The 26,138-nt window shown below is 72.1% G+C and carries 22 protein-coding genes; 2 read left to right on the top strand and 20 right to left on the bottom strand.

Features of this window, described 5'->3' with window-relative positions; genetic code table 11:
- Positions 1 to 18 precede the first annotated feature (18 nt).
- From ACWCO8_RS33955 to ACWCO8_RS33945, 3 genes are all read right to left on the bottom strand, one after another.
- On the bottom strand, positions 19 to 1,086 hold the full coding sequence (locus tag ACWCO8_RS33955; protein WP_451035443.1) for a beta family protein: 1,068 nt from the start codon (positions 1,084 to 1,086) through the stop codon (positions 19 to 21).
- Positions 1,087 to 1,580: 494 nt separating this feature from the next.
- Positions 1,581 to 1,925, bottom strand: coding sequence for a hypothetical protein (locus ACWCO8_RS33950; protein WP_451035442.1), 345 nt, complete (start codon positions 1,923 to 1,925; stop codon positions 1,581 to 1,583).
- Between the two features lie 166 nt (positions 1,926 to 2,091).
- Positions 2,092 to 2,376, bottom strand: a complete 285-nt coding sequence (locus ACWCO8_RS33945; RefSeq protein WP_451035441.1) for a VanZ family protein — start codon at positions 2,374 to 2,376, stop codon at positions 2,092 to 2,094.
- A 212-nt stretch (positions 2,377 to 2,588) separates the two neighbouring features.
- On the opposite strand from ACWCO8_RS33945, the gene ACWCO8_RS33940 reads away from it, so the two are divergent.
- Positions 2,589 to 3,599, top strand: a complete 1,011-nt coding sequence (locus tag ACWCO8_RS33940; protein ID WP_451035440.1) for a DUF5954 family protein — start codon at positions 2,589 to 2,591, stop codon at positions 3,597 to 3,599.
- Between the two features lie 10 nt (positions 3,600 to 3,609).
- On the opposite strand, the gene ACWCO8_RS33935 is transcribed toward ACWCO8_RS33940, so the two are convergent.
- The 17 genes from ACWCO8_RS33935 to ACWCO8_RS33855 form a co-directional block, all read right to left on the bottom strand.
- Entirely contained in the window at positions 3,610 to 5,151 is a 1,542-nt protein-coding gene (locus tag ACWCO8_RS33935) for an NADase-type glycan-binding domain-containing protein (protein ID WP_451035439.1), read from the bottom strand.
- Position 5,152: 1 nt separating this feature from the next.
- Positions 5,153 to 5,713 (bottom strand): phage tail protein, encoded by a 561-nt coding sequence (locus ACWCO8_RS33930; protein ID WP_451035438.1) that lies wholly within the window; start codon positions 5,711 to 5,713, stop codon positions 5,153 to 5,155.
- Positions 5,710 to 7,677 carry a putative baseplate assembly protein gene (locus ACWCO8_RS33925; protein WP_451035437.1) on the bottom strand — a complete coding sequence of 656 codons (1,968 nt, stop codon included), beginning with the start codon at positions 7,675 to 7,677 and terminating at the stop codon, positions 5,710 to 5,712. The genes ACWCO8_RS33930 and ACWCO8_RS33925 overlap by 4 nt, the downstream gene beginning before the upstream one ends.
- The gene (locus tag ACWCO8_RS33920; protein WP_451035436.1) at positions 7,677 to 8,099 is read right to left on the bottom strand and encodes a GPW/gp25 family protein; all 423 of its coding nucleotides are present in this window, start codon (positions 8,097 to 8,099) and stop codon (positions 7,677 to 7,679) included. Before ACWCO8_RS33920 ends, ACWCO8_RS33925 begins: the two co-directional genes overlap by 1 nt.
- A complete protein-coding gene (locus ACWCO8_RS33915; RefSeq protein ID WP_451035435.1) occupies positions 8,096 to 8,410 on the bottom strand; it encodes a PAAR domain-containing protein in 315 nt (104 codons plus the stop codon). Before ACWCO8_RS33915 ends, ACWCO8_RS33920 begins: the two co-directional genes overlap by 4 nt.
- 65 nt (positions 8,411 to 8,475) lie before the next feature.
- Positions 8,476 to 10,326 (bottom strand): VgrG-related protein, encoded by a 1,851-nt coding sequence (locus ACWCO8_RS33910; RefSeq protein ID WP_451035434.1) that lies wholly within the window; start codon positions 10,324 to 10,326, stop codon positions 8,476 to 8,478.
- Positions 10,323 to 11,042 (bottom strand): CIS tube protein, encoded by a 720-nt coding sequence (locus ACWCO8_RS33905; protein ID WP_451035433.1) that lies wholly within the window; start codon positions 11,040 to 11,042, stop codon positions 10,323 to 10,325. Before ACWCO8_RS33905 ends, ACWCO8_RS33910 begins: the two co-directional genes overlap by 4 nt.
- 39 nt (positions 11,043 to 11,081) lie before the next feature.
- Complete coding sequence (locus ACWCO8_RS33900) at positions 11,082 to 11,507, bottom strand: phage tail protein (RefSeq protein WP_362003854.1); 426 nt, start codon at positions 11,505 to 11,507, stop codon at positions 11,082 to 11,084.
- A gap of 110 nt (positions 11,508 to 11,617) precedes the next feature.
- Positions 11,618 to 14,866 (bottom strand): hypothetical protein, encoded by a 3,249-nt coding sequence (locus ACWCO8_RS33895; RefSeq protein WP_451035432.1) that lies wholly within the window; start codon positions 14,864 to 14,866, stop codon positions 11,618 to 11,620.
- Positions 14,867 to 14,875: 9 nt separating this feature from the next.
- Positions 14,876 to 15,034 (bottom strand): DUF6760 family protein, encoded by a 159-nt coding sequence (locus tag ACWCO8_RS33890; protein ID WP_018492281.1) that lies wholly within the window; start codon positions 15,032 to 15,034, stop codon positions 14,876 to 14,878.
- Entirely contained in the window at positions 15,031 to 15,537 is a 507-nt protein-coding gene (locus tag ACWCO8_RS33885) for a hypothetical protein (RefSeq protein WP_451035431.1), read from the bottom strand. The genes ACWCO8_RS33890 and ACWCO8_RS33885 overlap by 4 nt, the downstream gene beginning before the upstream one ends.
- Entirely contained in the window at positions 15,534 to 15,974 is a 441-nt protein-coding gene (locus ACWCO8_RS33880) for a phage tail protein (protein WP_362003859.1), read from the bottom strand. The genes ACWCO8_RS33885 and ACWCO8_RS33880 overlap by 4 nt, the downstream gene beginning before the upstream one ends.
- Positions 15,975 to 16,022: 48 nt before the next feature.
- Entirely contained in the window at positions 16,023 to 17,579 is a 1,557-nt protein-coding gene (locus tag ACWCO8_RS33875; protein WP_451035430.1) for a phage tail sheath subtilisin-like domain-containing protein, read from the bottom strand.
- A gap of 217 nt (positions 17,580 to 17,796) precedes the next feature.
- Positions 17,797 to 19,911 carry an ATP-binding protein gene (locus tag ACWCO8_RS33870; protein ID WP_451035538.1) on the bottom strand — a complete coding sequence of 705 codons (2,115 nt, stop codon included), beginning with the start codon at positions 19,909 to 19,911 and terminating at the stop codon, positions 17,797 to 17,799.
- A gap of 29 nt (positions 19,912 to 19,940) precedes the next feature.
- Entirely contained in the window at positions 19,941 to 20,648 is a 708-nt protein-coding gene (locus ACWCO8_RS33865) for a DUF4255 domain-containing protein (RefSeq protein ID WP_451035429.1), read from the bottom strand.
- Positions 20,645 to 23,815: a hypothetical protein gene (locus ACWCO8_RS33860; protein ID WP_451035428.1), complete on the bottom strand. Its 3,171-nt coding sequence runs from the start codon at positions 23,813 to 23,815 to the stop codon at positions 20,645 to 20,647. Before ACWCO8_RS33860 ends, ACWCO8_RS33865 begins: the two co-directional genes overlap by 4 nt.
- Positions 23,816 to 23,960: 145 nt before the next feature.
- Positions 23,961 to 24,602, bottom strand: coding sequence for a response regulator transcription factor (locus tag ACWCO8_RS33855; RefSeq protein WP_451035427.1), 642 nt, complete (start codon positions 24,600 to 24,602; stop codon positions 23,961 to 23,963).
- A 196-nt stretch (positions 24,603 to 24,798) separates the two neighbouring features.
- Here ACWCO8_RS33855 and ACWCO8_RS33850 point away from each other — a divergent pair, with 196 nt between their 5' ends.
- The gene (locus ACWCO8_RS33850) at positions 24,799 to 26,106 is read left to right on the top strand and encodes a COG1470 family protein (RefSeq protein ID WP_451035537.1); all 1,308 of its coding nucleotides are present in this window, start codon (positions 24,799 to 24,801) and stop codon (positions 26,104 to 26,106) included.
- The last annotated feature ends 32 nt before the right edge of the window (positions 26,107 to 26,138 follow it).

The raw sequence follows: 26,138 nt of genomic DNA, 5'->3' as shown, positions 1-26,138 counted from the left end.
CAGTGATGCCCCGGCACTTCAGGGGTGCCCAATGGCGGCGAGGCTGGATGACACCACCGCCAGGTGGTGCGAGGTCGCCCAGGCTCGCCACTGCGTTCCTCCACCAGCCTTGGACCTCTGACGATTCGCGCATTCCTTCAGCCGGGCGTCCCCCCAGGACGTTCGTGCGCCTGTGGCCGGCCAATGAGGGGAGTCGACCAGGTCGGCGCTCAGAACGAAGAAGTCGTCGTTGCCGGAACGGACTCGCGGATAGACGAACACTTGCCAGGCATCCGGAGTCGTGTAGCGCATGTTGGGGTCCGGCGTCCCCCTGGACCTCACAGGCATCCGGGGATGCGTCACGCCGAAGTCTCCGAAGTCCGGGGGCTTCCCGCGGTATCCGTGGAGGACGCGTCGCCACAGCTGCGCGTCTCGCCGGGCCACCGGCGTTGCCTGGCCTCTGGGGAAGCCGGTCAGGTTGACCGGAAAGGCGCCGGCAGCAACGCACTCGTGGCGCCAGCGCCATCGGGCGAGGGCTTTCAAGGCGTCGAGTGCGCAGTCGGCGAGCCGATCCCTTGCCGCCTCCGAATCCACAGGACCGGCATCGATCAGGAGGTCGACCTCTTCCGGTTCAAGGCGTAACGCCTTGAGGAGCCTGCGGATTTGGGCGTGATCGGGAAGCCACTGAGGCGAGTCGACGGCGACAGAGACCCGCAAACAGGCGCCACGCTGATGCTCCACCGTCGCCCGCGCCGCCTCAGCCAGAACGCCTCTTTCGTCTGTGTGCCGAACGACCGGACACATGGCCACGCCACGGAGGTGGAGGGACTCGCTGAGGCGGGCCAAGGGGCCACCGACATCGCCCTCGAAGACTCGTGCTGTTGGTAAAGATCCGCTGTCAACGGTTAGGACCATGCCCTGAGGCACCGCATCCATCGCACGGTCGCAGAAGGTCTCGAGAACGTCCCGAACGTCTGGGTCGGGGACCAGCTCCATGACAGGGCGGATGCATGAGCGGACCGCTGGCGTGACGTGCCCGAGTGCCGAGAACTCCCCCGCTTTGCCCTTGAGTATCGGAACGTAAGCCAACGGCTTCCCCCAGCGCACTCAGCACCAAGCCAATGGATGTGCTCACTCAAACCCGAGTGTGACGAGAACCTCTAATCTCGGATAGGGGCACAAACCAGCCGCAAGTCTCATTCTTGACCCTCTGGGCCAGCTCAAGCCACGTACCTGGAATACGGACTGAAGCGACAGAACGTGTGAGCAGCCTGCGAGCAGCGCGGCGATCAAGGGATCCGTTGGCGTTTACGCAGGTAGACAGCACAATCGGACGCGCCTCGGTCATGCCCTCCCGGAGCCGTGTGCGCAGGTTCGAATCCTGCCGGGGGCACTTCGCAGGAATTGCCTGAAGACCCCGCCACCAGCGCTGACGCTGAGGACGGGGTCATTTGCGTTGCGCAAAGGTGTGGCCTCGAAGCGGCCGGATGGCGGGGTCCGTGGACTATTCGTGGACAGGATCTCGGGGCACCGATGCGGGTCAGTCCCGGGGAAGACGAAGGCCGTGGGAAAGGTCCAGGGGCCATGGATGCGTTGGTTGTTCACCCTCGGATCTCGCGTACAAGGACGTTGTCCTCGTCGTTGAGATCTTGCTCGAACGGGAGCCCGAAGGAGTTCAGGAGGCGAGCCAACTCGTCGAGCCGCGTTGGGTCGACGACACCGTTGAGCAAGACCTTCGAACCGTCGATCGGATCGATCTCCACCTGGCACCAGCTGGTCTCCAGCTCGTAGCCGTTCCAGGACGACGAGTGGGAGCTCCAGCCGGCTCCGACGAAGCGGGCGGCCACAGCCGAGGCGTCGCGGCAGCCATGCAGGACGCCGCACACGTTGTTGCCCACCTCTACCCACTCGCGATCAAGCGTTGAGCCTTCATCGGACATGTCCACGTCGGGAGTATTCACCAACTCGCCAACGACGATCACTCGTACCCCCGCTATACGTCCTCGATGCGGCGATTCGCCACTTCCTGGCGACCGTCGAGGCACTCGGCATACCGACTGAGCAGCACCTCCACGCTGTTGCCGACTCCCACGCAGGAAGGCGTTCCGCACGCTAGAGACCTCGCGGCCGCTTTGAGGCGTGGAGGGCGCCGAGGCGGCGCCGGCCGGCGTTGGGGGCCCTGCCTGCCAAGCGCGCTGACGCTCCAGCCATGAGCACCCCTACAAGCGCCCCGGCCGTGTTGAAGGGGACGTCGTCGACGTCAACGACGCGGCCGGCGTTCATGGCGAGTTGGACCAGTTCGATGCCCACGCTCAGAGAGCAGCAGCCGATCAGGACTCGCAGTCCGGAGGTCCTCTCCGCGGCTGTGTACCAGAACACGGCGAGCGGCACGAACATCGCCTTTCCGTTGCTTGCGGGCACAGGTGGGGCCACGTGGCCGCGTCCTTCCCGGGCGGCCACAAGCAGGGCGGCGCCTGCATCGACAGGGGGCGGACGCGGTCGAGGTGTCGTGGCTGGCGGGGCGTTCTGTGGTTCGAGTTGATCCCAACAAGTTGGGGAGTTGGGATGAATTTGTCGCGGTGGCCGAGGGCGTTCGCCACCATGTGTGTATGGATGATGACTGGAAGCGACGGCGGCTCGAGCGGGTTCGCGAGGAGCTGGTTCGTGGTGGGGATCCTGTTGCTTGGGTGCGGGAGGCCGATGGGGTGGAGGCTTCGTTGCGGTTTCCGCATCTTGCGTTGCGGGGGCCGCTGTTCGGGGTGGCGGTCGAGCGGGAGCACGGGTGGGAGGTGGTCCGGGAAGTGGGGGCCGGGATGCCGCAGGAGGCGCGGGACAGTCTGAACTCGTTGCTGTGGTTCCGGGCCAAGGACGACACCGACGACCGGGACGTGCGGCGGGATCTCCTCGCGGCCGTGGCGATCCTGGAGCAGGAGCCCGTCGACGAGATCGTGGTCCTCGGGGAGCGGTACCGGATCGTGCGTGCCGACGAGTTCGCCCGGAGCGGGGAGACCGGGCTCGAGCCGCCCCGCGCGACCGATCCCGACGCCGCCGAGCCCGTGTGGGACCACCGGAGCGCTCCACCCTCGCCCGACCTGGGGTTCCTGCTCGCCCCCGAGCGCGCGGACGGGCTCACCCAGGAAGCCCTCAAGCTGGGGTTGCGTGACTTCTCGTACGCCGGCAAGCGGTTCCCCGACGACGTACGGGACGAGTCGCTGCGGGCCGTGGACACCCATCCCGACATCGTCCTGCTGCCCGTCGGGTTCGGCGTCGCCGAGCGGCGCGGTGCCGGGTGGCGGCCCGTCGGCGTCCTGCAGGCGACTCCGCATGAAGCACGGCGCACGCTCTACTCGGGCCTGACCGAACTCTGGGCCATGATCTACGAGTTCGGCGAACGGAAGGCCGAGCGCTACCGGCTGGTCGGAGAAGAGTTCCGCGCCGCCGGGCGCGCCAACGAGGCGCGCATCGACGACCGGCTCTTCCGGATCTGCCGCATCGAGCGGCTCGTACGGTGCGGAGAGGACGGGCCCGAGCCTCCCCGCCCCTCCGACATCGACCAGTACGGGCCCATGAAGATGCATCCGACCATGGATCTGGATGGGGTTCTTCATCCTGAGAGGTGAGAGTCCCCTCTCAGCTGCGCTTGAAGAACTCGACCTCCGCCACTGCTATGTGGCGGCCCTCCGACACGCCCGCCGCTTCCCTGATCACCAGCTGGACCGCCACCACATCGCTGTAGCCCGTCTGGAACGTCTGCGGGCCCGGTTTGTCCGCGAGAGTGATCGTCTTTGTTTTCGTCGTTCCGTCCGCGGCCGTTACCACCAGATCCGCGCGGATCGGGCGAGCCTGGTTGCGGTGCGCTTCCGCCTTCTTCGAGACACCCGTGTGGACCACCACGTCCACCATCCGGAACGGGGTGCGGAACTCGAACGACAGCGCGTCGTCGACCTTCGGTGCGCCCCAGTACGTGTTGCTCAGGCCGTCCGTCGCCAGCGTCGCCCCGTGCTTCGGGACCGACGCCGTCGCCTCGGTCGACGCGGGCGTGATCGGGACCGCCTTGCCCAGCTTGTCCCGTACGTCCTCGTACAGCCAACGGCCCGCCGGGATCAGGAAGTAGCCACCCACGACGACGCCGACCAGGACCAGTGCCATCACCGAGCGGCGTACCCACACGCCCGATCCCGAACGTGCCCTGCGGCGGAACGGCCACACCGTCCGCCACCACGGCAGCGGCACCACCCGCGCCGTCGGACGCAGCGGCGCCGCGCAGCGGCGGCAGAAGCGGCGGTCCGTCGCGTTCGGTGTGCCGCACTGCGGGCAGGGCGGGCCCTGCTGTGTCTCCGACGCCGACTGTCGTACCTTCGGGCGTTGCGCTATCGGCTTCGCCGGTTTTACCGCCCCCACCGCGCCCGCCGGGGGTTCCTCCCGCAGTGCGGGGACGGGCCTGCGCGCCGGGATGGGAGGGGGCGTGGGGCTGGGGGTGGCAGCGGGGGTGGGGGTGGAGGTGGGGAGCGTGGGGCTGTGCGTGGGGCGGGGTGGGATCGGTGGGCGCTGGGGCGTCGGCCTTCTCGGGCGGCGCTCCTCCTCCTGCTCCTCCTCCGCCTGATCCTGTCCTGCGGAGTCCGACTGAATGTCCACCGGGAGCCCCGGCATCTGCGTCGGGATCTCCACCGGGAGTTCCGACTGAAAACTCCTCAGGAGGCCTCGGAAGAAGCCTGCCTGAGGTTCCGCCGGGATGTCCGCCGGGAGGCCTGCCGGTAGACCCGTCGGGAGGCCTCCCGGGAGGTCCGGGAGCGCGGCTGCCAGCGGTGAGGACTCTGACTGCTCGTCCTCCTCCTCCCTCGTCCTCCGGCGGTCCCGGTCCCGTCCCCGATCCCGGTACTCGTTTCGATCCCGGTACTCGTTTCGGTCCCGGTACTCGTTTCGGTCCTCGTCTCTGTCCTCGTCCCGGTCCCGGTCCCGATCCCGGTACTCGTCCCGGTCCCGATCCCCGTCCCCGTCCCCGTCCTCCTCCTCGTCCCAGTCCTGGTACCGGTCCCGTTCCCTGTCACCCTGGTCGCGGGCCTGTTTCCGTTCCCTCTCCTCATCCCTCGACCAGCCCACATAACCCCCGCAGTTCCCGCAGAAGTCGTCCGTGTCGCCGTTCGCCGTGCCGCAGTCCGGGCAGACGCGCATGTCAGTTGCCTCCCTCGGCCGGCTCGCCCGACTCGGCCGTCACGATCTCCACTCGGCACGTGAGGTGGACCGGGCAGGACGCCTGGACCACGTCCAGGACCTGGCGGGGGTCCACCGGGCCCCTGACGCGGACCAGGAGTTCGCCCGTGGGGGCCGGGGGCAGGGGGGTGTTCGGGGTCGTCGACCACGTCGCTCCGCCGCCGTCGACGATCTCGGCCTCCACGCCCAGGCAGAGGCGCAGGCGCTCCTCCAGGCCGCGGCGGGTGCCGCGGCGGCGGTGGAGCTCCATCGCCCGGGCCACGACTGTTCTGCTCAGTTCCTCCGGCCGGTTCTCGTCCAGGTCCACGCCCAGCCAGGTCGCCAGCCACTGGAGGAAGTCCGGGGGCGTGAGCGCCGGGTCGAAGTACGCCGGGAGGTTGTCCAGGGTGGAGAAGACCGGGGCCAGGACCGTGTCCAGGCCCGCCGTGAAGCGCTGCGCCAGGTCGTCGTCCGCATACAGGGCCGGGAGCAGGGTGCCGATCGGGTGCGGGCTCGGCAGGCCGGGGATCGCGGCTCTGGTCATGCTCCGCCGCCCAGGTCCCCGGGGGTCACGACCACCTGGTGCTGGTACGAGAAGACCAGGGCGTTGCGGGCGACGTCGATGCGCTCCACCGGGGAGCCCCTGCGTCCCGTCACCGGGTCCGCCGGGAACAGGCGGACCTCCTCCACCAGGGCGTTCTGGGCCGCCCGTTGGAGGACCGCGAAGACCTCGCCGTACTGGACCGGGCGGCCGAACGGCCAGCCCCTGCCGTCCGCTCCGCCGTGCAGCGGGTTCAGGTGCCGGAAGAGTGCGTCGAGCGCGGCCTCCCGTACGCGGTCCACGTCCTGGGGCTCGGCGACGAGGCGCGCGACGACGGTGACGCCCTGGTACGCGGGCGGTTCCACCACCAGGCGCGTACCGACCAGGCGGCGCTCGTCCAGGCGGGTCGTGATCGCCGACATGACCTGGTCCGAGGGGATCAGCTGCTCGAAGCGGAGGCGGTCGTCGCCCTCGTCCGCCACCGCGTCCGGCACGACCAGCACCCGTACCGCGCCGCCCTCCCCCGCCACGGCCGGCAGGCAGCGGACCCGCTTCACCGAGGGGGCTGCCTCGCGGGCGATGAACTCGTAGTCCTGGGCGGTGACCGCACGGTCCCGTATCCGCAGCACCTGCGGGGCGCGCACCTTGGCGTTGTCGACGCTCTCGCCGTCCACCCCGCCGCGTGCCGCCTCCCGGTTCTCGACCCGGTCGATGTACGGGACGGAGCTGCGCAGCACCGAGATCGCGCCGCGCGCCACGTTGCCGGCGGCGCCGCCGCCCGTGCGGTAGCGCGGGACCCGTACCTGGGCGCCCTGGTCGGGGACCGCGCCGTAGGTGCGCAGCGTGCCGTCGGGCTCCCGCAGCGCGGGCGGGAAGGCGAACTCGCCGGTCGTGGCGTCCACGACCACGTGGTGGTCGGTGGGGGTCGAGTCGCCGAAGTGGTCGACCGGGGTCCAGGTCTGCCAGCCGTCCGCCGAGGAAACCTCCACGACCGGCGGCTCGCCGTCCAGGAGCAACGGCGTGCGGGGCAGCCGGAACCGCTGTCCCGCCACGCCCTCGGAGGTGCCCAGCATCGTGTCGTGCACGACCTCCGCGTGCTCGACCGTCATCGTGCCGCCGACGGTGAACACCTCCGCCTCACGGACGGTCGGCGACTCGGAGTAGAACGGCTGACCCTCCTCGGGCGCGACCACCCGACAGCGCAGCCAGCCGGCGCGGGTGCCCGCGAGCACCGACGCCGTGTGGCTCGCCGGTACGAACACGATGATCTCGCCCGGCCGGTTGAGGCCGCCCGTGGTGTCCGAGTCGGTCTCGCACAGCACCCATCGCGCGCCGTCCCAGGCCTCCCACACCAGGGGCGGCTGCCTCGGGTCGACACCGACGCCCTCGACACGGCTGTCCAGCTGGACGGTGACGATGCAGCGCGGGACCGCGGTCGGCAGGCCGAACAGCATGGCGTCCCCCGGGGCCGGAGCGGCCTGGAAGCAGCGGATGTCCCGGCCCTCGGCGAGGGCGTTCGTACGGTCGGTCTGCTCGCCGCCCGCGGGGGCGGTGACCAGGCGGATCAGGGAGCTGGGCAGGATCGGCAGGTCCGCGGTGGTGCCGAAGACCACCTCGTCCTCCTCCGTCCCGCCGTCTTCGGTCGTCACCTCGGTGCCCGCCGGCAACGTCACGGTGTCGGGCTGGGGCGCGGACAGCCAGAAGTCGACCTCCGCGGTGGCCGCCGTCGGCGGGAAGAGCTTCATGCCCAACAGGTCCAGGAAGGCGAGGTAGTTCTTGTCCGGGACCCTGTTCAGCCGGTAGAGCAGCTGGTCGACCATGTACGCGAAGGTCTCGATCAGCGTGACTCCGGGGTCCGACACGTTGTGGTCGGTCCACTCCGGCGTCCGCTGCTGGACGTACCGCTTCGCCTCGTCGACCAGCTGCTGGAACCGCCGGTCGTCCAGGTGGGGTGAGGGCAGCGCCATCAGCGCACTCCCGTCTCGTCGGAGCCCTCGGTGGAGGGGATGGAGTAGAACGGGAAGACCAGGTTCCGCAGGTCGTTGGTGGACCGGATCGTGTACCGGACGTCGATGTAGAAGACGCCCTCGTCCACGGCGTCGAACGCGACGACCACGTCGTCGACCTCGATCCGCGGCTCCCACCGCTCCAGCGCCGTCCGCACCTCGTGAGCGATCTGGCCGGCCGTCTCGTCGTCGCCCGGCTCGAACACGTAGTCGTGGACCCCGCAGCCGAACTCGGGGCGCATCGGTCGCTCGCCCGGAGCCGTACCGAGGACGAGGCGGATGGCCTCCTCGATCTCCCGGTCGCGCTCCACCATCCCGATACCGCCGGTGGGGCTCACCCTGAGGGGGAAGCCCCAACCGCGGCCTATGAAGCGGTCGCTCACAGCGGCCCCCCGATGATGACGTTCGGCGCGCCCGCCATGATCTGCGCTCCGCACGTCGTCTGGTCCATCGCGCAGGCGGCGGGCAGTCCACCGATCAGTACGCGGCGGGTGGCGGCCCGCGGGCTCGGCATGACCAGGTTGGTGAGGGCCAGGTACGCATGCGGCCCGCAGGCGTTCACGCTTCCGGTCACCGCGGCCGGCTTGCCACCGATCAACACGGTGGCGAGCCTGGCGGCGAGGGGCGCGGCCGGCGGGACGGCGACGACACCACCGTGGGCCGTCGGGTCTCCTACGCGCGCTGCGGGAGGCATTCGGTTACTCCTTGCTGACGAGGCAGTCGAGGCGGTTCAGGGGGGTGGGGAGCCCGGTGGGCGGATCAGTTGATGTTGATCATCCCCGCCTTGAACGTGGCAGTGGTCCCGCCGCTGACCAAGAGCCCGGTCTTGGCGTCGATCTTCATCGCGGCCTTGGAGTCGATGTTCACCGCGGTGTTTGCGCTGATGTTCATCACGGTCTTGGCGTTGATGTTCACCGTGCCGCCGGTCAGGTCGAGCGTGCCCGTCGGCCCCGCGTCCACCGTGATCCCCCTCGGGGTCAGCGTCATCGACGTCAGCGGCCTTCTGCCGGTCGGGTCGTAGACGGTGACGCCGATCTCGCTACGGCGTTCGTCGAGCTGCACCTCCAGCCGCCCGCGGCCGGTGGCGAAGCGCAGCCCGGACACGCCGGTCCTGGTGTCGAGCAGTTCGAGGCGGTGGCCCGAGCGGGACACCAGGGAGCGGCGCTGGACCTTGCCGGTCGCCTTCTCGATGAGCGGTACGTCGTGCTTCGACGGGATGTCGACGCCGTTGTAGAGGCCGCCGATCACGTACGGGCTGTCCAGCAGCCCCTGTTCGAACCCGACGAGGACCTCGTCGTTGACCTCGGGGCTGAAGACCCCGCCGCCGCCCTTGCCGCCCCACTGGACGGTCCGTACCCAGTCCGTCTCGTACTTTTCGTCGAGCCAGGGAAACTTCAGCTTCACCCAGCCACGCTGCTGACGGCCCACCTCACGCACGTTGGTGACCACGCCGATGGCGAGACCCGGCATCCTCCCGGAGCGTGCGGGCGCTGGGGCGCCCGAGGCGAGGCCGAGGAGGGAGCGGTCGGGCGAGGCGCTGACCACGACCGTCGTACGGTATCCGCCCGACGGCTCCAGGACGTGGTGGACGGCGGTGGCCGTGTACCTGCCGGAGAAGTCCTTGCCCACGTTGCCGAGGGTGACCGGAGTGCCCGCGCGGAGCTTGGGGTTCCCCTCGACGACCGCCTCGAACTCGCCGAACCCGGCGCTCACCGACTCTGCCAGGGCCGCGGACACGGCCTTCGCGGTACCCATCGCACGGTACGGGGTGTCAGCGACGTTGATCAGCGCCTTCTTGCCGAACACGGCCGCCTTCGACGGGGCGAGCCCCGGGACGACGGTCTTGCTCTTGACGGCGGCCGTGACCCCCACCAGCGGCTTCTTGGTGTTGACGTTCCAGCCCCGCACCTTCACATTGCTCGCCCCGTCGGCGGCCGTCAGGACGGCACGGAGGGCGTACAGGTTGTCGCCGTACTCCAGGACCAGCGGGTTCACACTCGCCCGCGTGGACACGGCCGGCGCGGACGAGGCGGGCTTCGGCTTCACGAACTGGAGCGTGTCCTTCTCGTCGACCCGCACCTGGGCACCGCTCTCCGCCGCCAGGTACTGGAGGAACTCCCAGTCGGAGATGTTGGGTTGGGAGATCAGCTTGTGCACGCCCGGTGCGGCCTGGACCTTGCCGACGAGCAGTCCGGCGCCCTGGGCGACCTGCTTGACGATTCTCGCAATCGTCATGTTGCGGAACGCGACGACTTTGCGGCCCCGCTGGAGGCGGTGCGCCTTGGAGTGCGCGCGGATCACCGTGAACGAGCCCGTGTCGTCGGTGTCCAGCTCCAGCGCCGTCACCTCGCCCGTGAAGAGCCGCACATTGGTCTGCCCGGCCAGGGAGGTCGCGACCGAGACCGTCAGCTTCGTGCCGATGGTGATCCCGGTCTCGGCGAGCATTTTGTGGTCCGGGTCGCGGTACGTCACCAGGGCGGTGTCCGGCAGTCCGACGTTCTCGTCGACCACGCAGCTGACCAACTGCTTGATCCAGGGGTCCGGCAGCTTCTTCGGGGCCATGACGATCGGGTCGGCCGCGAACGACCGGGCGCCTCGCTCCGCGCTCATTCTCCCTCCTCAGGGGTCTCGTCCTCGTTGCTGGGCACGACGAGTTCCGTGCCGGGCACGAGCACCATGGGGTCGTCGACGTCGTTGGCCTCGGCGATGACCCGCCAGGCGGTGGCGTCGCCGTACTCGCGCCAGGCGAGCAGCGGCAGGCTGTCACCGGCGACGACACGGTGCGTACGGCGCGCGTCCCGCGAGCCCGACGTCGGGTTCTGGCCCGCCGGATCGACGCTCGCCTCCTCGATGGAGAGCGAGCAGGTGGCGCGCAGCGGCTTCCCGTCGACGTCGAAGAGGCTGTAGCTGACGGAGAAGTTGGAGAGGACGCCGTCGAAGGAGGTCGTCTTCGACTTGCCCCACTCGAACCGCACCCAGGGGCTGGCCGGCGTCTTGCGGGCCAGGCTCGCCTTCGTGGGCACGAGGGCGATCATGATCTGCTGCACGGCCTTCTCGACGGAGTTGTCGTGCTTGGCGGTCCCGTCGAGGAAGACCTCCAGGGAGAGCGAGCGCGGGCCGCTGCCGACGAACTCGGGCAGGGCCGACTGCCCGGCCATCCGGGAGGGCGTACGCCGCCACTCGGTGGTCTTGCTCATCGACAGGGTCGACGGGTTGAACTGCAGCTTGACGCGGGCGAGGGTGGCGCCCGGCTTGGCGCCGACCTTCGCGGGCGGCTCTTTGATCGTCAGTTGGGCTTGGGTGCGGTTGGCGCGGCCACGTGCCATCGGGTACGTACCTCCTCTCGTCGGGTGGGGTCGCCGGGGTCAGGACGGGCGCAGGCCCTCGTGGGCGATCTCCAGGGTCTCGGTCGCCACCTGGGAGTTGGCCGGATCGAAGGACGGGCCCTGCCAGCGGACCGGGACGATGCCCATCACCTGCCAGCCCACGATGGGGGTGAGATCGGGCTTGAGCGCGACGATCTCGCCGTCCTTGGGCTCGACCCGCTGGATGATCTCGTCGAGCCAGCGCGCGATCTTGGCGCTGTCGGCGGTCACCGGGCGGGTCAGGGTGATGTTGGACCAGGTGATGCGGCCGGGGAGCTGCCAGGTGAACCCGTTGTTGCCGCCCTCCGCGTACTGCTCCATCTCCACCTGGGCCCCGAGACCGGAGCAGGTGTGGAAGGCGCCCAGGTCGTTGCCGCCGATCGCGAGCCGGAAGAACACGCTCGTGGCGACGATGCTGTCCGTCATCTTTCCTTCTCCTTGCCCGGTGGGCGCGTTCTGTGTTCGTTCGGGGTGGCGGGTCCGGCTGGTCCGGCTGGTCTGTCGGGGGTGCTGCTCGTGCCTGGTGCGGGCTCGGGTCAGCGGCGGTTGTCGTGGGGGCGGCCGGTACGTTCCCGGCCGCGGCGCATCTCGTTCCGGAGCAGCCGGGACACCGGGTCGATCAGCGCCCTCGCGAGCTCGTCGAGCTCCTTGCCGCGGGGGACGCTCGGGCCGGTCTGCGTGCCGGTGGAGGTCGACGTGGACTTCGAGGTGGACGTCGAAGTGGACGACGAGGTCGAGGTGGACGTGGAGGAAGTCGAGGTGCCGGTCGACGTGCCGGTCGAGGTGGACTTGGGCGAAACGTCGCGGGCGACCGGGATCACGGGGACGCCGCTCAGCCCCGCCTCGGCCATCCGCTGAACGGCCTTGGCCTGGAGCTGCCGGCTCGCCGCCGGTGCCCGCACGACGGGCGTCGCGGGCGGCTCGGCCACGGCCCCGGCACCCCTCGTGTACGTCAATGGCTGGGCGGCCTGGCGCTGTACGGGGGCGGGGCGGGGCGACGACGGGGTGGCCGGGTCGAGGCGTACGACGGGTCGGGCGGGGGTGGTGGTCGGGGTGGGCTTCGGTGCCGGTTCCCGGTGGGGCGCGGGGTGGGCCGGGTGGGCCGCTCGTTGGACCGGGTGGGCCGTCGGGGCGGTCGGCGAGCCGGCGTGCCCGCGCGGGCGGGCGGCGGCGCGCTGGACGGACGGCTCCCGCGCGGGAGCCGGCTCCGTCGGCGGCTCGGGTGCGGGGTCCCTGCGCCACGTGGCCGCGACCACGGGGCGGGAGGGGGCCGCGGCCGCCGAGGGAGCGGGCGCCGACGTGGAGAAGCCCTCGGCGGCGCGCGTACTGATGACCAGTGGCCGGTCGGGGAGCAGTCGGCGGGAGCGCTGAACGAAGGGGGCGACGGGGGTGGACCGGTTCGCCTTCGCGCGGTCGGCGGTCCGCTCGGCGGGGGCCGCCTTTCGTGCGACGGTCGGTCCGGACGGCGGGCTGCCGACCTGACCGGTCGTCGGCCGGGCCTCCGCGCCGGACGGCTTCTCCACCGCACGGGACACGGTCAGCGGCTCCGGTCGGGGTTGCGACGGGTCGGCGAGCGGGACTGCCGGCGAATTCGGCGCGGTGGACGCGTCCGAACGGCCCTCCGACGCCCCGAGGATGGGGGCGCTGTCCGAGCTGCTCGGCTTCTCGACCGCACGCGACACCGGGACCAGCGGCTCGGGCCGCGGCGCCGACGGGTCGGCGAGCGGGACCGCCGGGGTGGGCGCCGGGGTGGACGCGCCGGAACGGCCTTCCGGCGCCCCGAGGAGCGGGGCACTGTCCGGGCTGCTCGTCTTCTCGACCGCTCGGGACACGATCAGCGATTCAGGCCGGGGCTCCGCCGGGTCGGCGAGCGGGACGACCGGAGTGGACGCAGACGAAGCGGCGTCCGATGCGGGCGCCCTCTGCACCGCGGGGGCAGCCGAAGTCGGCCCGCTCGAGGGGGTCTTCGGCGCTCCGGGGGTCGGGCCGGTCGTCGCCGGTCGTACGAGAGCGTCCGGGCGCGAGGCCGGCTCGCTCGGGGGCGTGACGGCCGCCGGGCCTGACGGGCCTTCCACAGCACGGGACACCGGAACCACCGGAGGCACGGCCGGACCACCCGAGGGCGTGACGGCAGGGCCTTCCGCCGTGCGGGGCACCCGGACCACCGGGGTGTCGGCCGCCCCGGGCCGGGGCGATGTCGGGGTGTTCGTGCGGGTGGTCTCAGGGTTCGGGAGCGTGCGGCGCTGGATCGGTGACCCGCCGCCCAGCAGGGAGGCCGTCGGGGGGAGTTCGCGGAGCGGCGCCCCAAGGCCGGAGCGGGCCGGGCGGGGCGACGGCGTCGAAGTCGGGGGCGGCGTAGGGGCCGAGGTCGGCGTCGGGGTCGGGGTCGACGGGGCTTCGGGTTCGGCCATGCGGCGCATGACCGGCAACGCCGGGGAGTCGCTCGGCGCAGTGGGCATCGGCACGCTCGGAGTCGGGGGCGTCGTGCCACCGTCGATCCTCCGTGCCGTGGCGGGCAGTTCACCGATCGGTGCGCCCAGGCCTGGGCGGGTCGCGGTGCGCGGGGACAGGTCCGCCGGGGCGGACGGGGCCGGCTCCTGCCGTACGTCGTTGGTCGCCCGGTCGGCGGCCGTGGCCGGTGCGCGCGGCGGAACCGCGGCGAGCACACGCGGTGCCATCGCCGGGCGCCTGGCCACGACCAACGGGGCGCCGACCGGGCGCGGCCGGACAGGGGAACCCGGCCGGGTCCGCCGGGGGGCGGCGGACGTCTCGGGGGTCCGGGGTGCCGGACCGGTGGTGCTCGGGTCGTTCGTACCGGAGGGCTGAGGCGCCCTGCCCACAACGGGCAGCGCGGCAGAGCCGCTCGCGTCGGGGCCGCTCGCTGCGGAGCCGTGAGCTTCGGGGCCGTGAGCTTCGGGGCGCGGGGTCTCCCCCGGCGTACCGGAATCCGCGATCCGGCGGGACAGCACCGGGGCCTCGCCCAGTACGGGTGCGGTCGTCACCGGGCCGGTCCCGTCCGCCGGCGCCGACGGTGCGGCCGCGCGCTGGATCGGGTGCTCCGACCCAGCGTCCGTCCCCTGGGCGGCCGACGTCGTACGCCGGGACACCACGAGCGGGTCCGAAGCCTCGGGCCCCGAGGCCGCCCCAGGTACCGCCGCCCTCTGAATCGGGTGCTCCAGAACCGGGTTGGCCCCTTCGGGGGCCGACGTCGTACGCCGGGACACCACCAGCGGGTCCGAGGCCACCGGCCCCGAGCCACCCTCAGGTACCGCCGCGCGCTGGATCGAGTGCCCCGACCCCGCCCCCGACCCCGCCCCCGCTACCGCCGCCCTCTGGATCGGGCGCTCCGGACCCAGGCCGGCCCCCAGTTCCTGGCCCTCCGGCTCCGGCTCGCCGCCCACCGCGCGGAGCAGCAGCGGGCCGCCGCCCGCGTACGGGGTCGGGCGCGAGGGTGTGGTCGGGCGGGCGACGCCGTGGATCAGGCCCGCGGGCGCGGACGGCAGGAGGCCGTGGCCCAGGTCCTTCGTGAGCGTGGGGTTCTGCCAGGAGGCGAGGCCCGAGCGGAACCGGAGGCCGTCGCTCACGCCCACGGTCGAGCGCGCGATGGTGAGCGGCGCCGGGGCCACCTCGCGCCAGCCGCCGTCCCAGTCCGGCAGTCCTGCCGGGACCTCGGGCGAGGCCGAGGCGGAGGCGGAGGCGGGCTCCCGTACGGAGCCGTCCGTCGGAGTCGACGCCGAAGCCGACGCGCTGCCGCCGCCCCTCCGCAACCTGTCCCAGAAGCCCATGCCCTCACCTCACCCGCCTTCGTTCACCCGTGTGTTGATCCGCGCTATCTCCCGCACCCACTGCTGCCGTTCGGCGTGGGTGAGGTCGAGGATGTCCTCGCGCTGCCAGTGGAAGTGGTAGGCGACGTACGCGATCTCCTCCCGCAACCGGGGAAGGGCGTACGTCACGATTCCCCCAGGCGCCCGCCGGAGAGGTCCACCTCGAAGGGGTTGTGGCAGTGCGGGCAGGTCACCGCCGCGTGCGTGTGCCCCTCGCTGTTGATCCGCCGGTAGAAGTCCTGGAGGAAGGCGACGTCCGTCGCGTACATGCGCTCCACGACGCCGGCGTGGATGTCGGTGATCGTGCCCAGGCTGGTGATCACCTGGCTGAGCAGGACCACGCTCAGGTACGCGGGGTTCTCCTTCACCCGCAGGTCGATCTGCGGGCGCAGCTCGTCCCGGGCGGTGGCGAGGCGCATGGAGCCCGTGCGGTGGACCGTGCCCTCGTCGTCGACGTAACCGCGCGGCAGCTCGAAGGTGAACTCGTTCTGGAGCTGCTCGCGTTGCCGCGCCGCCGGCGGGGCCGCCGGGGCCGGGGCGGCCGCCTGTTCGGCGGCCGCCGCGCGCTCGGCGGACGCGGCGGCTTCGAGGAGATCCTCGATGCCGCCGGAGGTGACCGTCCTGCGCCTCATTCGATCACGATCTCCTCGAAGGTGATGGTCACCGTCTCGGTGGCGGCGCTGGACTCGCCGGCCTTGAGCGAGGGGCCTTCCCACTTGCTCGCCCAGCCCTGCATGAGCTGGATGCGGCGCACGGTCTCGCCCGCGGCGTCCTTGACCTCGATCGTGAGGTTCTGCCGGGCCGAGTCGACCTGGCCGTTCTCCAGCGTCTCCTTGACCCACTTGGTGAACTCGGTGCTCTTGTCCATGCCGCGGGTGATGGTCACCTCGCCGGCCTGGCGTGCGCCCGGCTGCTTCTTGATGAGCAGCTTGCCGTCGGGGGTCACCTGACGGACCTCGACCACGTCCTCCTCGTAGGACAGGCCGCTGATCTCCTGGATCGACTCGACCATGTAGCCGCCCAGCTGGACCCCGAAGATATGGGTGGAAAGAGCGTCGCCCTCTGCCATTGCTGTCTTCACCTTTTCCTGTTACCCGTTGACGAGTTACTCGTGGACTTACTCGTTGACGAGGCTGGTGCTGTCGGAGTACTGCGAGAGCCGGAAGATCACGAACTCGGCGGGCTTGACCGGCGCGACACCGATCTCGCAGATCACCTGGCCGAGGTCGACCGACTCCGGCGGGTTGTTGTCGCGGTCGCACTTGACGTAGAACGCCTCCGCCGGGGTGCTCCCGAAGAGCGAGCCGCGACGCCATTCCTCGCTGAGGAAGGCGGTGACGTTCCGTCGGATGCTCGACCAGAGCCGCTCGTCGTTCGGCTCGAAGACCACCCACTGGGTGCCCAGGAGGATGGACTCCTCCAGGTAGTTGAAGAGCCGGCGGACGTTGAGGTAGCGCCAGGCCGGGTCCGAGGAGAGGGTGCGCGCACCCCAGATGCGGATGCCGCGGCCGGGGAAGGCGCGTACGCAGTTGACGCCGATCGGGTTGAGCAGGTCCTGCTCCCCCTTGCTGAGGCGGATCTCCAGGTCGACCGCGCCGCGGATGACCTCGTTGGCCGGGGCCTTGTGCACCCCGCGCTCGCCGTCGCTGCGCGCCCAGACGCCCGCGACGTGGCCGCTGGGCGGGACGGTGGTGTTGCGGCCCGTGGCCGGGTCGAAGACCGAGATCCAGGGGTAGTACAGGGTGGCGTAGCGGGAGTCGTAGCCCGCCTCGTCCTGGCGCCAGGTACGGATGGCCTGCGCGTTCATGTTCGGCGGGGAGTCCAGGACCGCGACCCGGTCGCCCATCTGCTCGCAGTGCGAGATGACGGCGAGCTGGACGGTACGCAGGCCCTCGGCGTCGATCTCGCCGCGCTGGTGGGCGCTCATCAGGTCCGGTACGGCGACCATGGTGATCTCGTCGATGGCCTCGAGGCCGCCGAAGCCGGTGCGGGCGGCGGAGTCTCCGACGTACTCGTTCGGGTCGAGCCGCGCGACGCCGCCGGGGGCGGCGGTGGTGGCCGGGGTCGCGACGGGGGCGGCCGGCAGGGCGACGGTCTGCGCCTCGGGGCGGGTCTGGGTGGCGCCGGGCTGCTCGGCGACCTCGATGAGCTTCGAGCCGCGCACCTGGTTGAGCAGGTAGCCCTTGACGTTCTTGCGGACGGAGGCGTCGTACGTCTCCACCACCTTGTCGCCCTGGCGGACCAGCAGCTTGAAGCGGTCCTCCGGCGGGTTCTCGCCGTCGGCGGCGGCGATCTCGACGGAGACGTCCGGGCCGGAGCCGGTGCGGGCCGAGATCAGGAAGCCGCCGAGCGCGGTGGGCGCGGGGGCCTGGATCGCGGCGGGCTTGCCGCCGTCGGCCTGGTCGGCCGCCGGGCCGCCGACGCGGACGACGTACGCCGTGCCGCCGCCGTTGGCGAAGTAGCCGTAGACGGAGTGGGCGAGGTAGGTGCCCTCCGTGAAGCCACCGAACGTCTGGACGTACTGGTCCCAGTTGGTGACCAGCGTCGGACGGTGGAAGGGCCCCTGCTCCGCGAACCCGACGAAGGCGGCAACCGCGGTGCCCACGCCTTCGATCGGCCGTGCACCGGACTGCACCTCCTCCACGTACACGCCCGGGGTCAGGTACGACGGCATACTCGCTCCTTCAAGTGGCCACTGGGGTCACCACCGAGTCTCGCTGCCGCGATGTGCCTGGTCATAGGCCCTGGAGTCCCGCCGAAGGGGCAATGGTGCTGCCTGAACGGGCAGCTGGGGCGGGGCAACCCGGCACTTCGGATTCGCGTCGGCGGGGCACCGGAGCGCCGCCGACCGGAGGCGTCCCCGGAGGCGTCCCCGGAGCGCCGCCCGCCGCCTACCGTCTCGGCTGACCCGCGGCGGCCGTCCGCTCGTTCTTCATCCACGGGCCGAACTCGCTCTCCAGGACCAGGCGTCCGAGCTTGCGGTACTCCTGGAGGACCGCGGAGACGAGCTGTCCCATCCCGAGCGGGCCGCCCGCTTCGGCCGCGAGGTAGGCCGCGGTGACCGCGCAGGCGCGGATCGAGCCGCCCGCGAGCTCGAAGCGGTCGGCGCAGAACCGCAGGTCGAGGTCTTCGTCCCGGGGCAGTGCGGGGCCGAGGCAGCGGTCCCACAGGGCGAGGCGCTGGCGCGCGTCGGGCATGGGGAAGTCGGCGATCACGTCGATGCGGCGGGTGAACGCCTCGTCCAGGTTGGCCCGGAGGTTGGTGGTGAGGACCGCGATCCCGTCGAAGGACTCCATCCGCTGGAGGAGGTACGCCGATTCGAGGTTGGCGTTTTTGTCGTGCGCGTCCTTCACCTCGGAGCGCTTGCCGAAGATCGCGTCCGCCTCGTCGAAGAGCAGGACGCCGTTGACCTCCGACGCCTCGGCGAAGATGCGCTCCAGGTTCTTCTCCGTCTCGCCGATGTACTTGTCGACGACGGTGGAGAGGTCCACCACGTAGAGCTCCATGCCGAGTTCGGCGGCGACGACCTCCGCCGACATCGTCTTGCCCGTGCCGGACTCGCCCGCGAAGAGGGCGATCACGCCGCGGCCGCGGCCGCCGCCGGGGCGCATCCGCCACTGGCCGAGGACCTGGTCGCGGTGGTGGGCGCGCAGGGCGAGTTCGCCGAGCTGGCGGCGGGTGGGCGGGGGCAGCACGAGGTCGTCCCAGCCGACGGCGGGTTCGATGCGGCGGGCCAGGCGTTCGAGCCCCGCGCCGTTCTGTCCGCGTACGGCGGCCCGCAGGTCCCCCGTGTCGAGGGGGCGGCGTTCGGCCGCCGCCGCGCGGACGGCGACCGTGGCGGCCTTGCGCACCTGCTCGGCGTCGAGGCGGTACGAGACGACGGCCGGGCCCAGTTCGTCGTCGCCGGGCACGGTGACGGGCGCGTCGACCGTCTCGACCGCCGCGTCGAGCGCCTGGCGCCACCGGGTGACCGTGCGGCCGGTGGTGGGCGGGCCGACGGTGAAGGGGACGGGGCTCTGGCGGGACCACAGGGGGTCCCAGTTCTTCGTCCCGTAGGTGATCAGCGGGACGCCGCTGGTCGTGGCGCACAGTTCGCGCAACCACCGGGCCCGCTCCGGGCGTTCGGGTTCGAGCGCCTCGATCGGGCCGACGACGATGCCGCCGCCGCACAGCCGGGCCTCGGTCGCGAGGAGGTGCGGCACCCGGGCGATCTCGGCGTCGGTGGTGAGTGCCGCGACGTCGAGGACCAGGGCCCGGCGGCCTGCGGCCGTGAGCGCCTCGACGGCGACCCGGCCGGCGTCGCCGCCCCTGGCCCGCACGTGGACCGGGCCGCCGCCGGTGAGGGCGGCCTCCGCGACGCGCGGCACGGGCTGCTCGTACGGCCCGGGGCCGCCGTGGTCCGTGGAGACGAGACCGGCGAGCCGGGCGTCGGGCTCGTCGTCGCCGAGCAGATGGGCGGCGACCCGGTCGGGGACCCGGAGGGTCCGGGAGAGGAACGGGCGGTCGGGCTCGGTGATGTCCAGGAGCCCGCCCCTGACGAGGGGCGCGGTGGCGGAGAACCGGAACCGTGCCGGGCCCGCGACGGGCTGACCGCACAGGTCGAGGGCGAGGCCGATCGTCGGGCGCCGCCGGGTGAGGTCGTCGTTGAGGTACCCGTACAGCGCCTCGAAGCGGGCGTCGATGTCGGGCGCGAGGGCGACGAGCAGCAACTCCTCGTCCAGCGGGAGGAGTCCGAAGGCCTCGGCGAGCCGCCGCAGCCGCGAGCCGTCGGGGCCCTCCGGCGCGTCCGGGAGACCTCCGGCGGGTCCCGGGTGGAAGGCGGCCGGGGCGCGCAGGATGCGCTCGGCCCCTTCCGGGGTGAGGTACTGGCCCCGGTAGGGGTCGTCGGGGGTGGGGTCGGTCGCGTGGCGCGCCGCGACCGCGTCGCGCACCCGCAGCTCGACCCGGGCCAGCCGCTCCCAGAGGTGGGCGAGCCCGGCCGGGTCCTCCTGCGCCTCGGGGGACATGTCCACGTACGTCCGTACGTCGTCCTTGATCACCGCACCGGCCCCCGGTGGCGGCGGGTCGGCGCCGGCATCTCGCGCGCGGCGGCGAAGCCCCGCTCGCCCGGGTCGCCCGCGCCGTCGTAGCGCAGGCGGCGGCCCGTGCCGGAGTCCTCCGGGGCGTCGTCGCCCGCGGCCGGGCCGACCCGTACCTCCAGGCCCTCGGTGACCGGCGGCGCGGCGTCGATGCGCTCGCCCGCCAGCGGGGCGAGGACCCTGAGGTCGATCGCGGCCTTCAGCTCGCCGCCGAGGGCCGACCACACGTCTCCGGCCGAGCGGCCCTGCTGGGCGCCGCCCGCCACCTCCAGGGGGACGGCGAGGCCCAGTTCGGCCAGGGTGCCGGTGCGCAGCCGGCCGGGCAGGACGTCCAGCCGTGCCATGCAGCGCAGCACCTCGGAGAGCAGCCGGTGTTCGTCCTGCGGCCGGTTGGTCCAGGCCGTGACCAGGTAGGTCAGATCGAACCATCGGGGCGGGGTGCGGTAGGCGACGATCCGGCCGTTGTCGTCGTACTCCTCCAGCCTGCCGGTCCGCCGCCGTTCGATGTCCTCCTTGATGTCGTAGAGGAAGACGCTGATGGTCGGGGCGTTGCGGCGGGCCGCCCATTCCCGGGTGGGCGGGTCGAAGACCAGGTCGACGCCGCTGTCGGTCAGGCCGGACTCGGTGAGGAGCATGCGCAGCCCCTCGTCGACTTCGTGGATCACCGGCGGGCCACCTCGTCGGGCGGGGCGACGTTGCCGGTGACGACCAGGAAGTCGGTGGTGACCGGGGAGAATCCGGCGCCCTTGGCGGTGATGACGCGCGGCCCGGTCTGGTCCTTGGCGAGGATCAGGAGCTGGGCGATGAACGTGCCGTCGGCCTTCGGGACGGTGGGGACGGCGGCGGCGGTGATGCCGGGCTTCCAGGTCAGCGTGACGGGGGTGCCGGGCGGGAAGTCCTTGCCGCGGACGGAGGTCACGAAGCCGGGCTTGCCGATGGCGGGGACGGCCACGATCTTCGGCTGGAGGATCCTGATCCGCTGCCGGTCGGTGTTGTCGCGCGGGTCGGCGTCGGTGCCGGAGGTGGTGAGCCGGCCGGTGGCGGTGGACGTCAGCGCCTTGTTCGGGGACAGCACGATCGTGACGACGGTGGACGCGCCGGGGGCGAGGTCACCGAGGGCGCACACGTTCTTCACGCACCCGGCCGGGGCCTTTCCGGCGGGGATGCCGGGCGGCAGGCCGAGGCGCAGGGTCAGTCCGGTGGCGAGGGCCTCGCGGCCGTTGCGGACGGTGTACGTGAGGACCACCTTGCCGCCGACGTACCCCGGTTCGGGCTGGGCGGTGATGGTGAGCGCGGGGCCGGCCTTCGGCGCGGGCGGCGGCGGGGTGGGCTTCGGCGGGGTCGGGGTGGGTGTCGTCGGCGTCGGGGTCGGCGTCGGCGGCTCGGGGGCCTGCTCCACGGGGACGAGGGTCGAGCTGGTGTTGTCGGTCGGGCTGCGGTCGATGACCGCTCCGGTGACGGACCAGTCGACGACCCGGTCGCCGGGGGTCACGCCGGTCAGCCGCACGGTGACGGTGACGCTCTCGCCGGGGGTGAGGACGCCGAGTTCGCACTGCGGGGACCCGGGCTCGCACCGTCCCTTCGACGGGGTCAGCTCGTCGATACGGACGCCCGGGGGCGCGACGGCCGTGAAGACGGTGCCGGGCGAGGCGGACGGGCCCTGGTTGGTGACGGTCACGGTGACCGTGCCGGTCTCGCCCTCGGTCACCGGGTCGGCGGTGGGCGGCGCGGTCACGGTCAGGTCGACGGACTGCTGGTACGCGGGCTCCTTCTGGCGGCCCGCGAGGGCGCCGGTCAGGGACGTGACGGCGCCGGTGGCGATCTCGACGGTGGACAGGGCCTCCGGCGAGTTGGCCGCGAGCTCCCGGCGGGAGCTGAACACGAGCCGGCTCGCGTCCGGCGACCAGGCCACGTCACGCGCCTGGAAGGGGCCGGTGGCGGAGGTGTCGGGGACGTCCCGGCGGCAGCCGTCCGGGTCGCCGGAGCGGCCGGTCGGCAGGAGGACCTGGCAGCCGCCCGAGGTCAGGTCGGTCATCAGGACGCTGTTGCGCTGGTTGACCCGACCGCCGCCGTCCTTGCGGTTGAAGGCGAGGCGCTTGCCGTCGGGCGAGAACGCGGGGCTGTCGTCGATGACCTGGCAGGTGCCCGGGCAGAGTTCGGTGCTCAGGTTCCGCTGCCGGTCGAGGGCGTCCGCGGGCACGGTCCAGATGTGCTTGTTGCCGCCCGCGCCGTCGACGACGGCGTTACGGGTGAAGGCGAGGGTCTTGCCGTCCGAGGACCAGGTCGGCTGGGCGTCTCCGCCGGTCTGGCCGGCGGGCGGGCGCACCTGGCCGACGAGCGCGCCGGTCCTGGCGTCGGCGACGAGGATGCGGCTGGGGCCCGAGGCCGAGCCGACGCCGCCGGGCGAGGTGCGGGCGAAGGCGAGGAACCTGCCGTCGGGCGAGAGGGCCGGGTCGGTGTCCCAGTCCTTGTCGCCGCGGCCGGCGAGCGGCACGACGGTGGGGTTCTTCCCGTCGGCGTCGGTCAGCCAGATCTGCTCGATCCGGCCGGTCTCGGGGTCGCCCGAGAAGCGGGAGACGATGATCCGCCGACCGTCCGGGGTGTAGCTCTGCCGCTCGGTCCACGGGTCGTACTTGCCGGGCGGGTTGAAGAGCGGGTCGACGGCCGGGTCGGTGTTGGTCCTGGCGGTGGGATCCTCCCGGAGGATCTTGACGCCGAGGTCGCGGGGGTCGGAGCCGTCGGGCCGTACGTCCTGGAGGTACGCGTGGATGCGGGCCTCGGCGGTGGTGCGGGTGACGAGGACGGTGCCGCCGTTCTGCGGGCCGAGCCAGGTCGGCGAGTCGACGACCCGGTCCTCGTAGAGGAGGCTCTGGGCGGTCTCCGTGGAGTGGGCGACGGCCCGGTAGACGGTCTCGTACGGGTTGGTGCAGCCGCAGGGCCCGTTGATGCTGAGGAAGAGGATGGTGTCGCCGTCGGGCTGCCAGGCGGCCTGGCGGGTGTTCCAGCCGGCCTGTTCGCCGGAGAGCAGCGGGCCGTCGGCGCCCGGTCCCGAGGTGACCCGCAGGCGGGGGCCGCTCGGGTCGGTGCCGGGCGCGGCGGTGTGCGTGTAGGCGACGAGGTCGCGGTTGACGGTGTCGTCGACGGGGTTCCAGGCGGGGTCGTCGGCGGTCCCGGCGGGCGCGTCGCTGATCCTCTCGTACGCGCCGCCGTCCAGGGCCCGGCGGTAGATCTGCTTGCCGCGCAGGGGGTCGGCGTCGCTGACGTACGCGATCCTGGCGCCCTCGGGCGAGACGGTGGGCGCGGTCTCGTTCCTGCGGGGCGAGTCGGTGAGGCGGCGCTCGCCGGTTCCGTCCGTCGCCACGATCCACAGGTCGCGCTGGGTACCGCCGATGCCGGGTTCGGCGGAGTCGAACACCACGAACCGGCCGTCCGGGGTGAGTTCGGGGTTGGCCGCGTCGCGCTCCGAGGTCAGCTTGCGGATGCCCCCGCCGGCGGCCCGCAGGTACACCTGGGGGCGCGTGCCGTCGCGCAGGCTGGTGAAGACGACCTGGTCGCCGCGGGCGTAGGCCTCGGTGTCGTAGTGCGCCGGGCCGGGGCCGAGCAGCGGGTCGGCGGTGGCCGGGTTGCCCGTCACGCGCCCGATGGAGCGGTGCTCGGTGCCCGCGTAGACGATGCGGCCGGTGTCGGCCGCGGCCGCCGCCGCGCGGACGGGCGCGGCGGCGGGGGTGGCGGCCTGCGGTGAACTCACCGCGAGGAGGGGCACGATCACCGTCACGGCGACGGCCAGTCTGCCCACCCTGGTACGGCCCGCGGGGCCTGGGGTGCCGGTCACGTCCACCTCGCAGTATGAGAACAGTTCACCGTGGTCGAGCGTCACAGCCCCGGGCGGGTCGCGACAGGCCGCGAGGTCCCGCACCGGGGGAAACGTCCGCTGCTCTTTCGGGCACCCAGGGGCTGTCCTGCGGACCCCGAGGCGGTCATATGAGTCCGTGCCGCATCGCGTAGCCCACCGCGTGGGCGCGGTTGCGCAGGTTCAGCCGGGTGGTGACCTCGTGCAGCACGTTCTTGACGGTCCGTTCGGAGTACGAGGTCTTCTGCGCGATCTCCACGGTGTCGAAGCCCTCGGACACCAGGCGGAGCATGTCGGCCTCGCGGGTCGTGAGGGTGGAGAGGGTCAGGCCGCGCGGGTCGAGCACGGTCCGCTGCAGGCTGCTGACATGGGCCAGGAGCTTGCCGAGCAGGTCGCCGGGGAGCACGCCCTCGCCCTTCGCGAGCGCGGTGACCAGGTGGACGAGCCGGTCCTGATCGGCCTCGGAGCGGCGCAGTACGGCGGCGACCGAGCATTCGATCATCGTCTGCAGCGCCCCCGCCTCGAACCGGCCGACGACCAGACCGGTGCTGGTGGCGGTGTTGCGCTGGAGGCGGCGCAGCAGTTGCACGGTCGAGTCGTCGACCGTGTCGACCACCACCAGGGTCGCCCTCGCCTTGTCGGCTTCGGCCTCGGGCAGCAGCTCGACCTCGGGCCGCCGCCGCAGTTGCTCGATGATTCCGGCCTGCAGGATCAGGTCCTCGGCGTAGACCGAGACGGAGACCCTGGAATCGCACTGCTCACTGTTCATGATGTGTTCCCACCGTTTCTCGTCGTCCGCCGACCGGTACTCGGTCGGCCGGCGGCTGGTTCAGATGTGGCGCGCGTCCGCGCGCCGTTGGTCCGTGGGGGCAGTCGCGCTGCCCGGTCGTTGGCCCTCACGCCCCTGTGAGAAGGGCCTGTTGGCGGCCTAGGTTCCCGGCGTGACCACTTCTGCCGAACTCGATATGCCGACCGTGACGGTCTCGCCCGGCGGCGAGGCGACGACCACCCTGAACGTCCGCAACGACAGCGACATCGTCGAGGCGTACACGTTCACGGTGGTCGGCGAATGCGCCGCCTGGACCACCGTCGAACCGGCCCGCGTCTCGCTGTATCCCGGCACGTCGGAGACGGTGACGGTCAGGCTCGCTCCGCCGCGCTCCCCCGACGTCCGCGCCGGGGAGAAGCCGCTCGGTGTGCGCGTCCTGCCCGTGGAGCACCCCGAGAACGTGGTGGTCCCGGAGACGACGGTGCGCGTGGAGGCGTTCCGGGAGATCCAGCAGGAGCTGAAGCCCCGTCGCCGGCGCGGCTGGCGTGGCGGCCGGTACCAGGTCGCCCTGCGCAACCAGGGCAACACCCCCGTGTCGCTGGTGCTCGCCGGCCGGCAGGCCGGGGAGGAGCTGAGCCTCAAGGCCACCCCGCAGCAGCGGCGCCTGGAACCGGGCGAGACCGCGGAGGTCGGCCTGAAGGCCCGGGTCCGCTCGCTGATCTGGTTCGGCGAGCCGGTGCACTGGCCCTTCGAGATCGAGGCCGCCGACGCCGTGACGGAGGCCGGTGATTCGCCGAAGACCGACGGTGACCCGGGCGAGGTGCACGCGCCTCCGGCCGATCGACCCACCGTCGTGGAGGGCGAGTTCGTCCAGCTGCCGATCCTGCCGAAGTGGCTGCTGATCCTGCTGGCGATCCTGATGGCGCTGCTGGTCGCCTGGTTCGCGCTGGTCCGGCCGGCGGTGCGCAGCGCCGCGAAGGAGGCCGCGACCGCCGCGCAGAAGGAGGAGACCGCCAGGCAGCAGGAGGCCGAGAAGGCCAAGCCCAAGCCGACCCCGGCCCCCGGTGGGGAGCAGGGTTCCGGTGGGCAGGGCGACGGCGGTGGCTCCGGCGGCACCGGTGGTACGGGCTCGGGCTCGGGTGGCGGTCAGCAGAGTTCGGCCACCATCGACATCAAGACAGGCGCGGGCGCCAAGAAGGTGGGCACGTACCAGGTGCCGGCCGGCAAGGTCTTCGGGATCACCGACGTCGTGGTGGCGAACTTCCAGGGCGACGAGGGCATCATCACGTTCTCGTTCGGAGAGCGGAAGATCACCACGATCGCGCTCGAGACGTTCCGCAACCAGGACTACCACTGGGTCACCCCCATCGAAATCCCCGAGAACGCGACCGTCACCGCCGAAGTGACCTGCGCGAAGCCGGGTACGCCGGCCACCGGGAAGCAGGCATCGGACTGCCACGAGGTCCTGAACGTCAGCGGTGTGCTCCGCGACCTTCGCCCGTAGAAACGGAAGCGAGGGAAGTTTTGTTCGAGGTT

The sequence above is a fragment of the Streptomyces sp. NPDC001927 genome (genome assembly GCF_053594455.1).
This window is presented reverse-complemented; position numbering and strand designations above follow the sequence as displayed.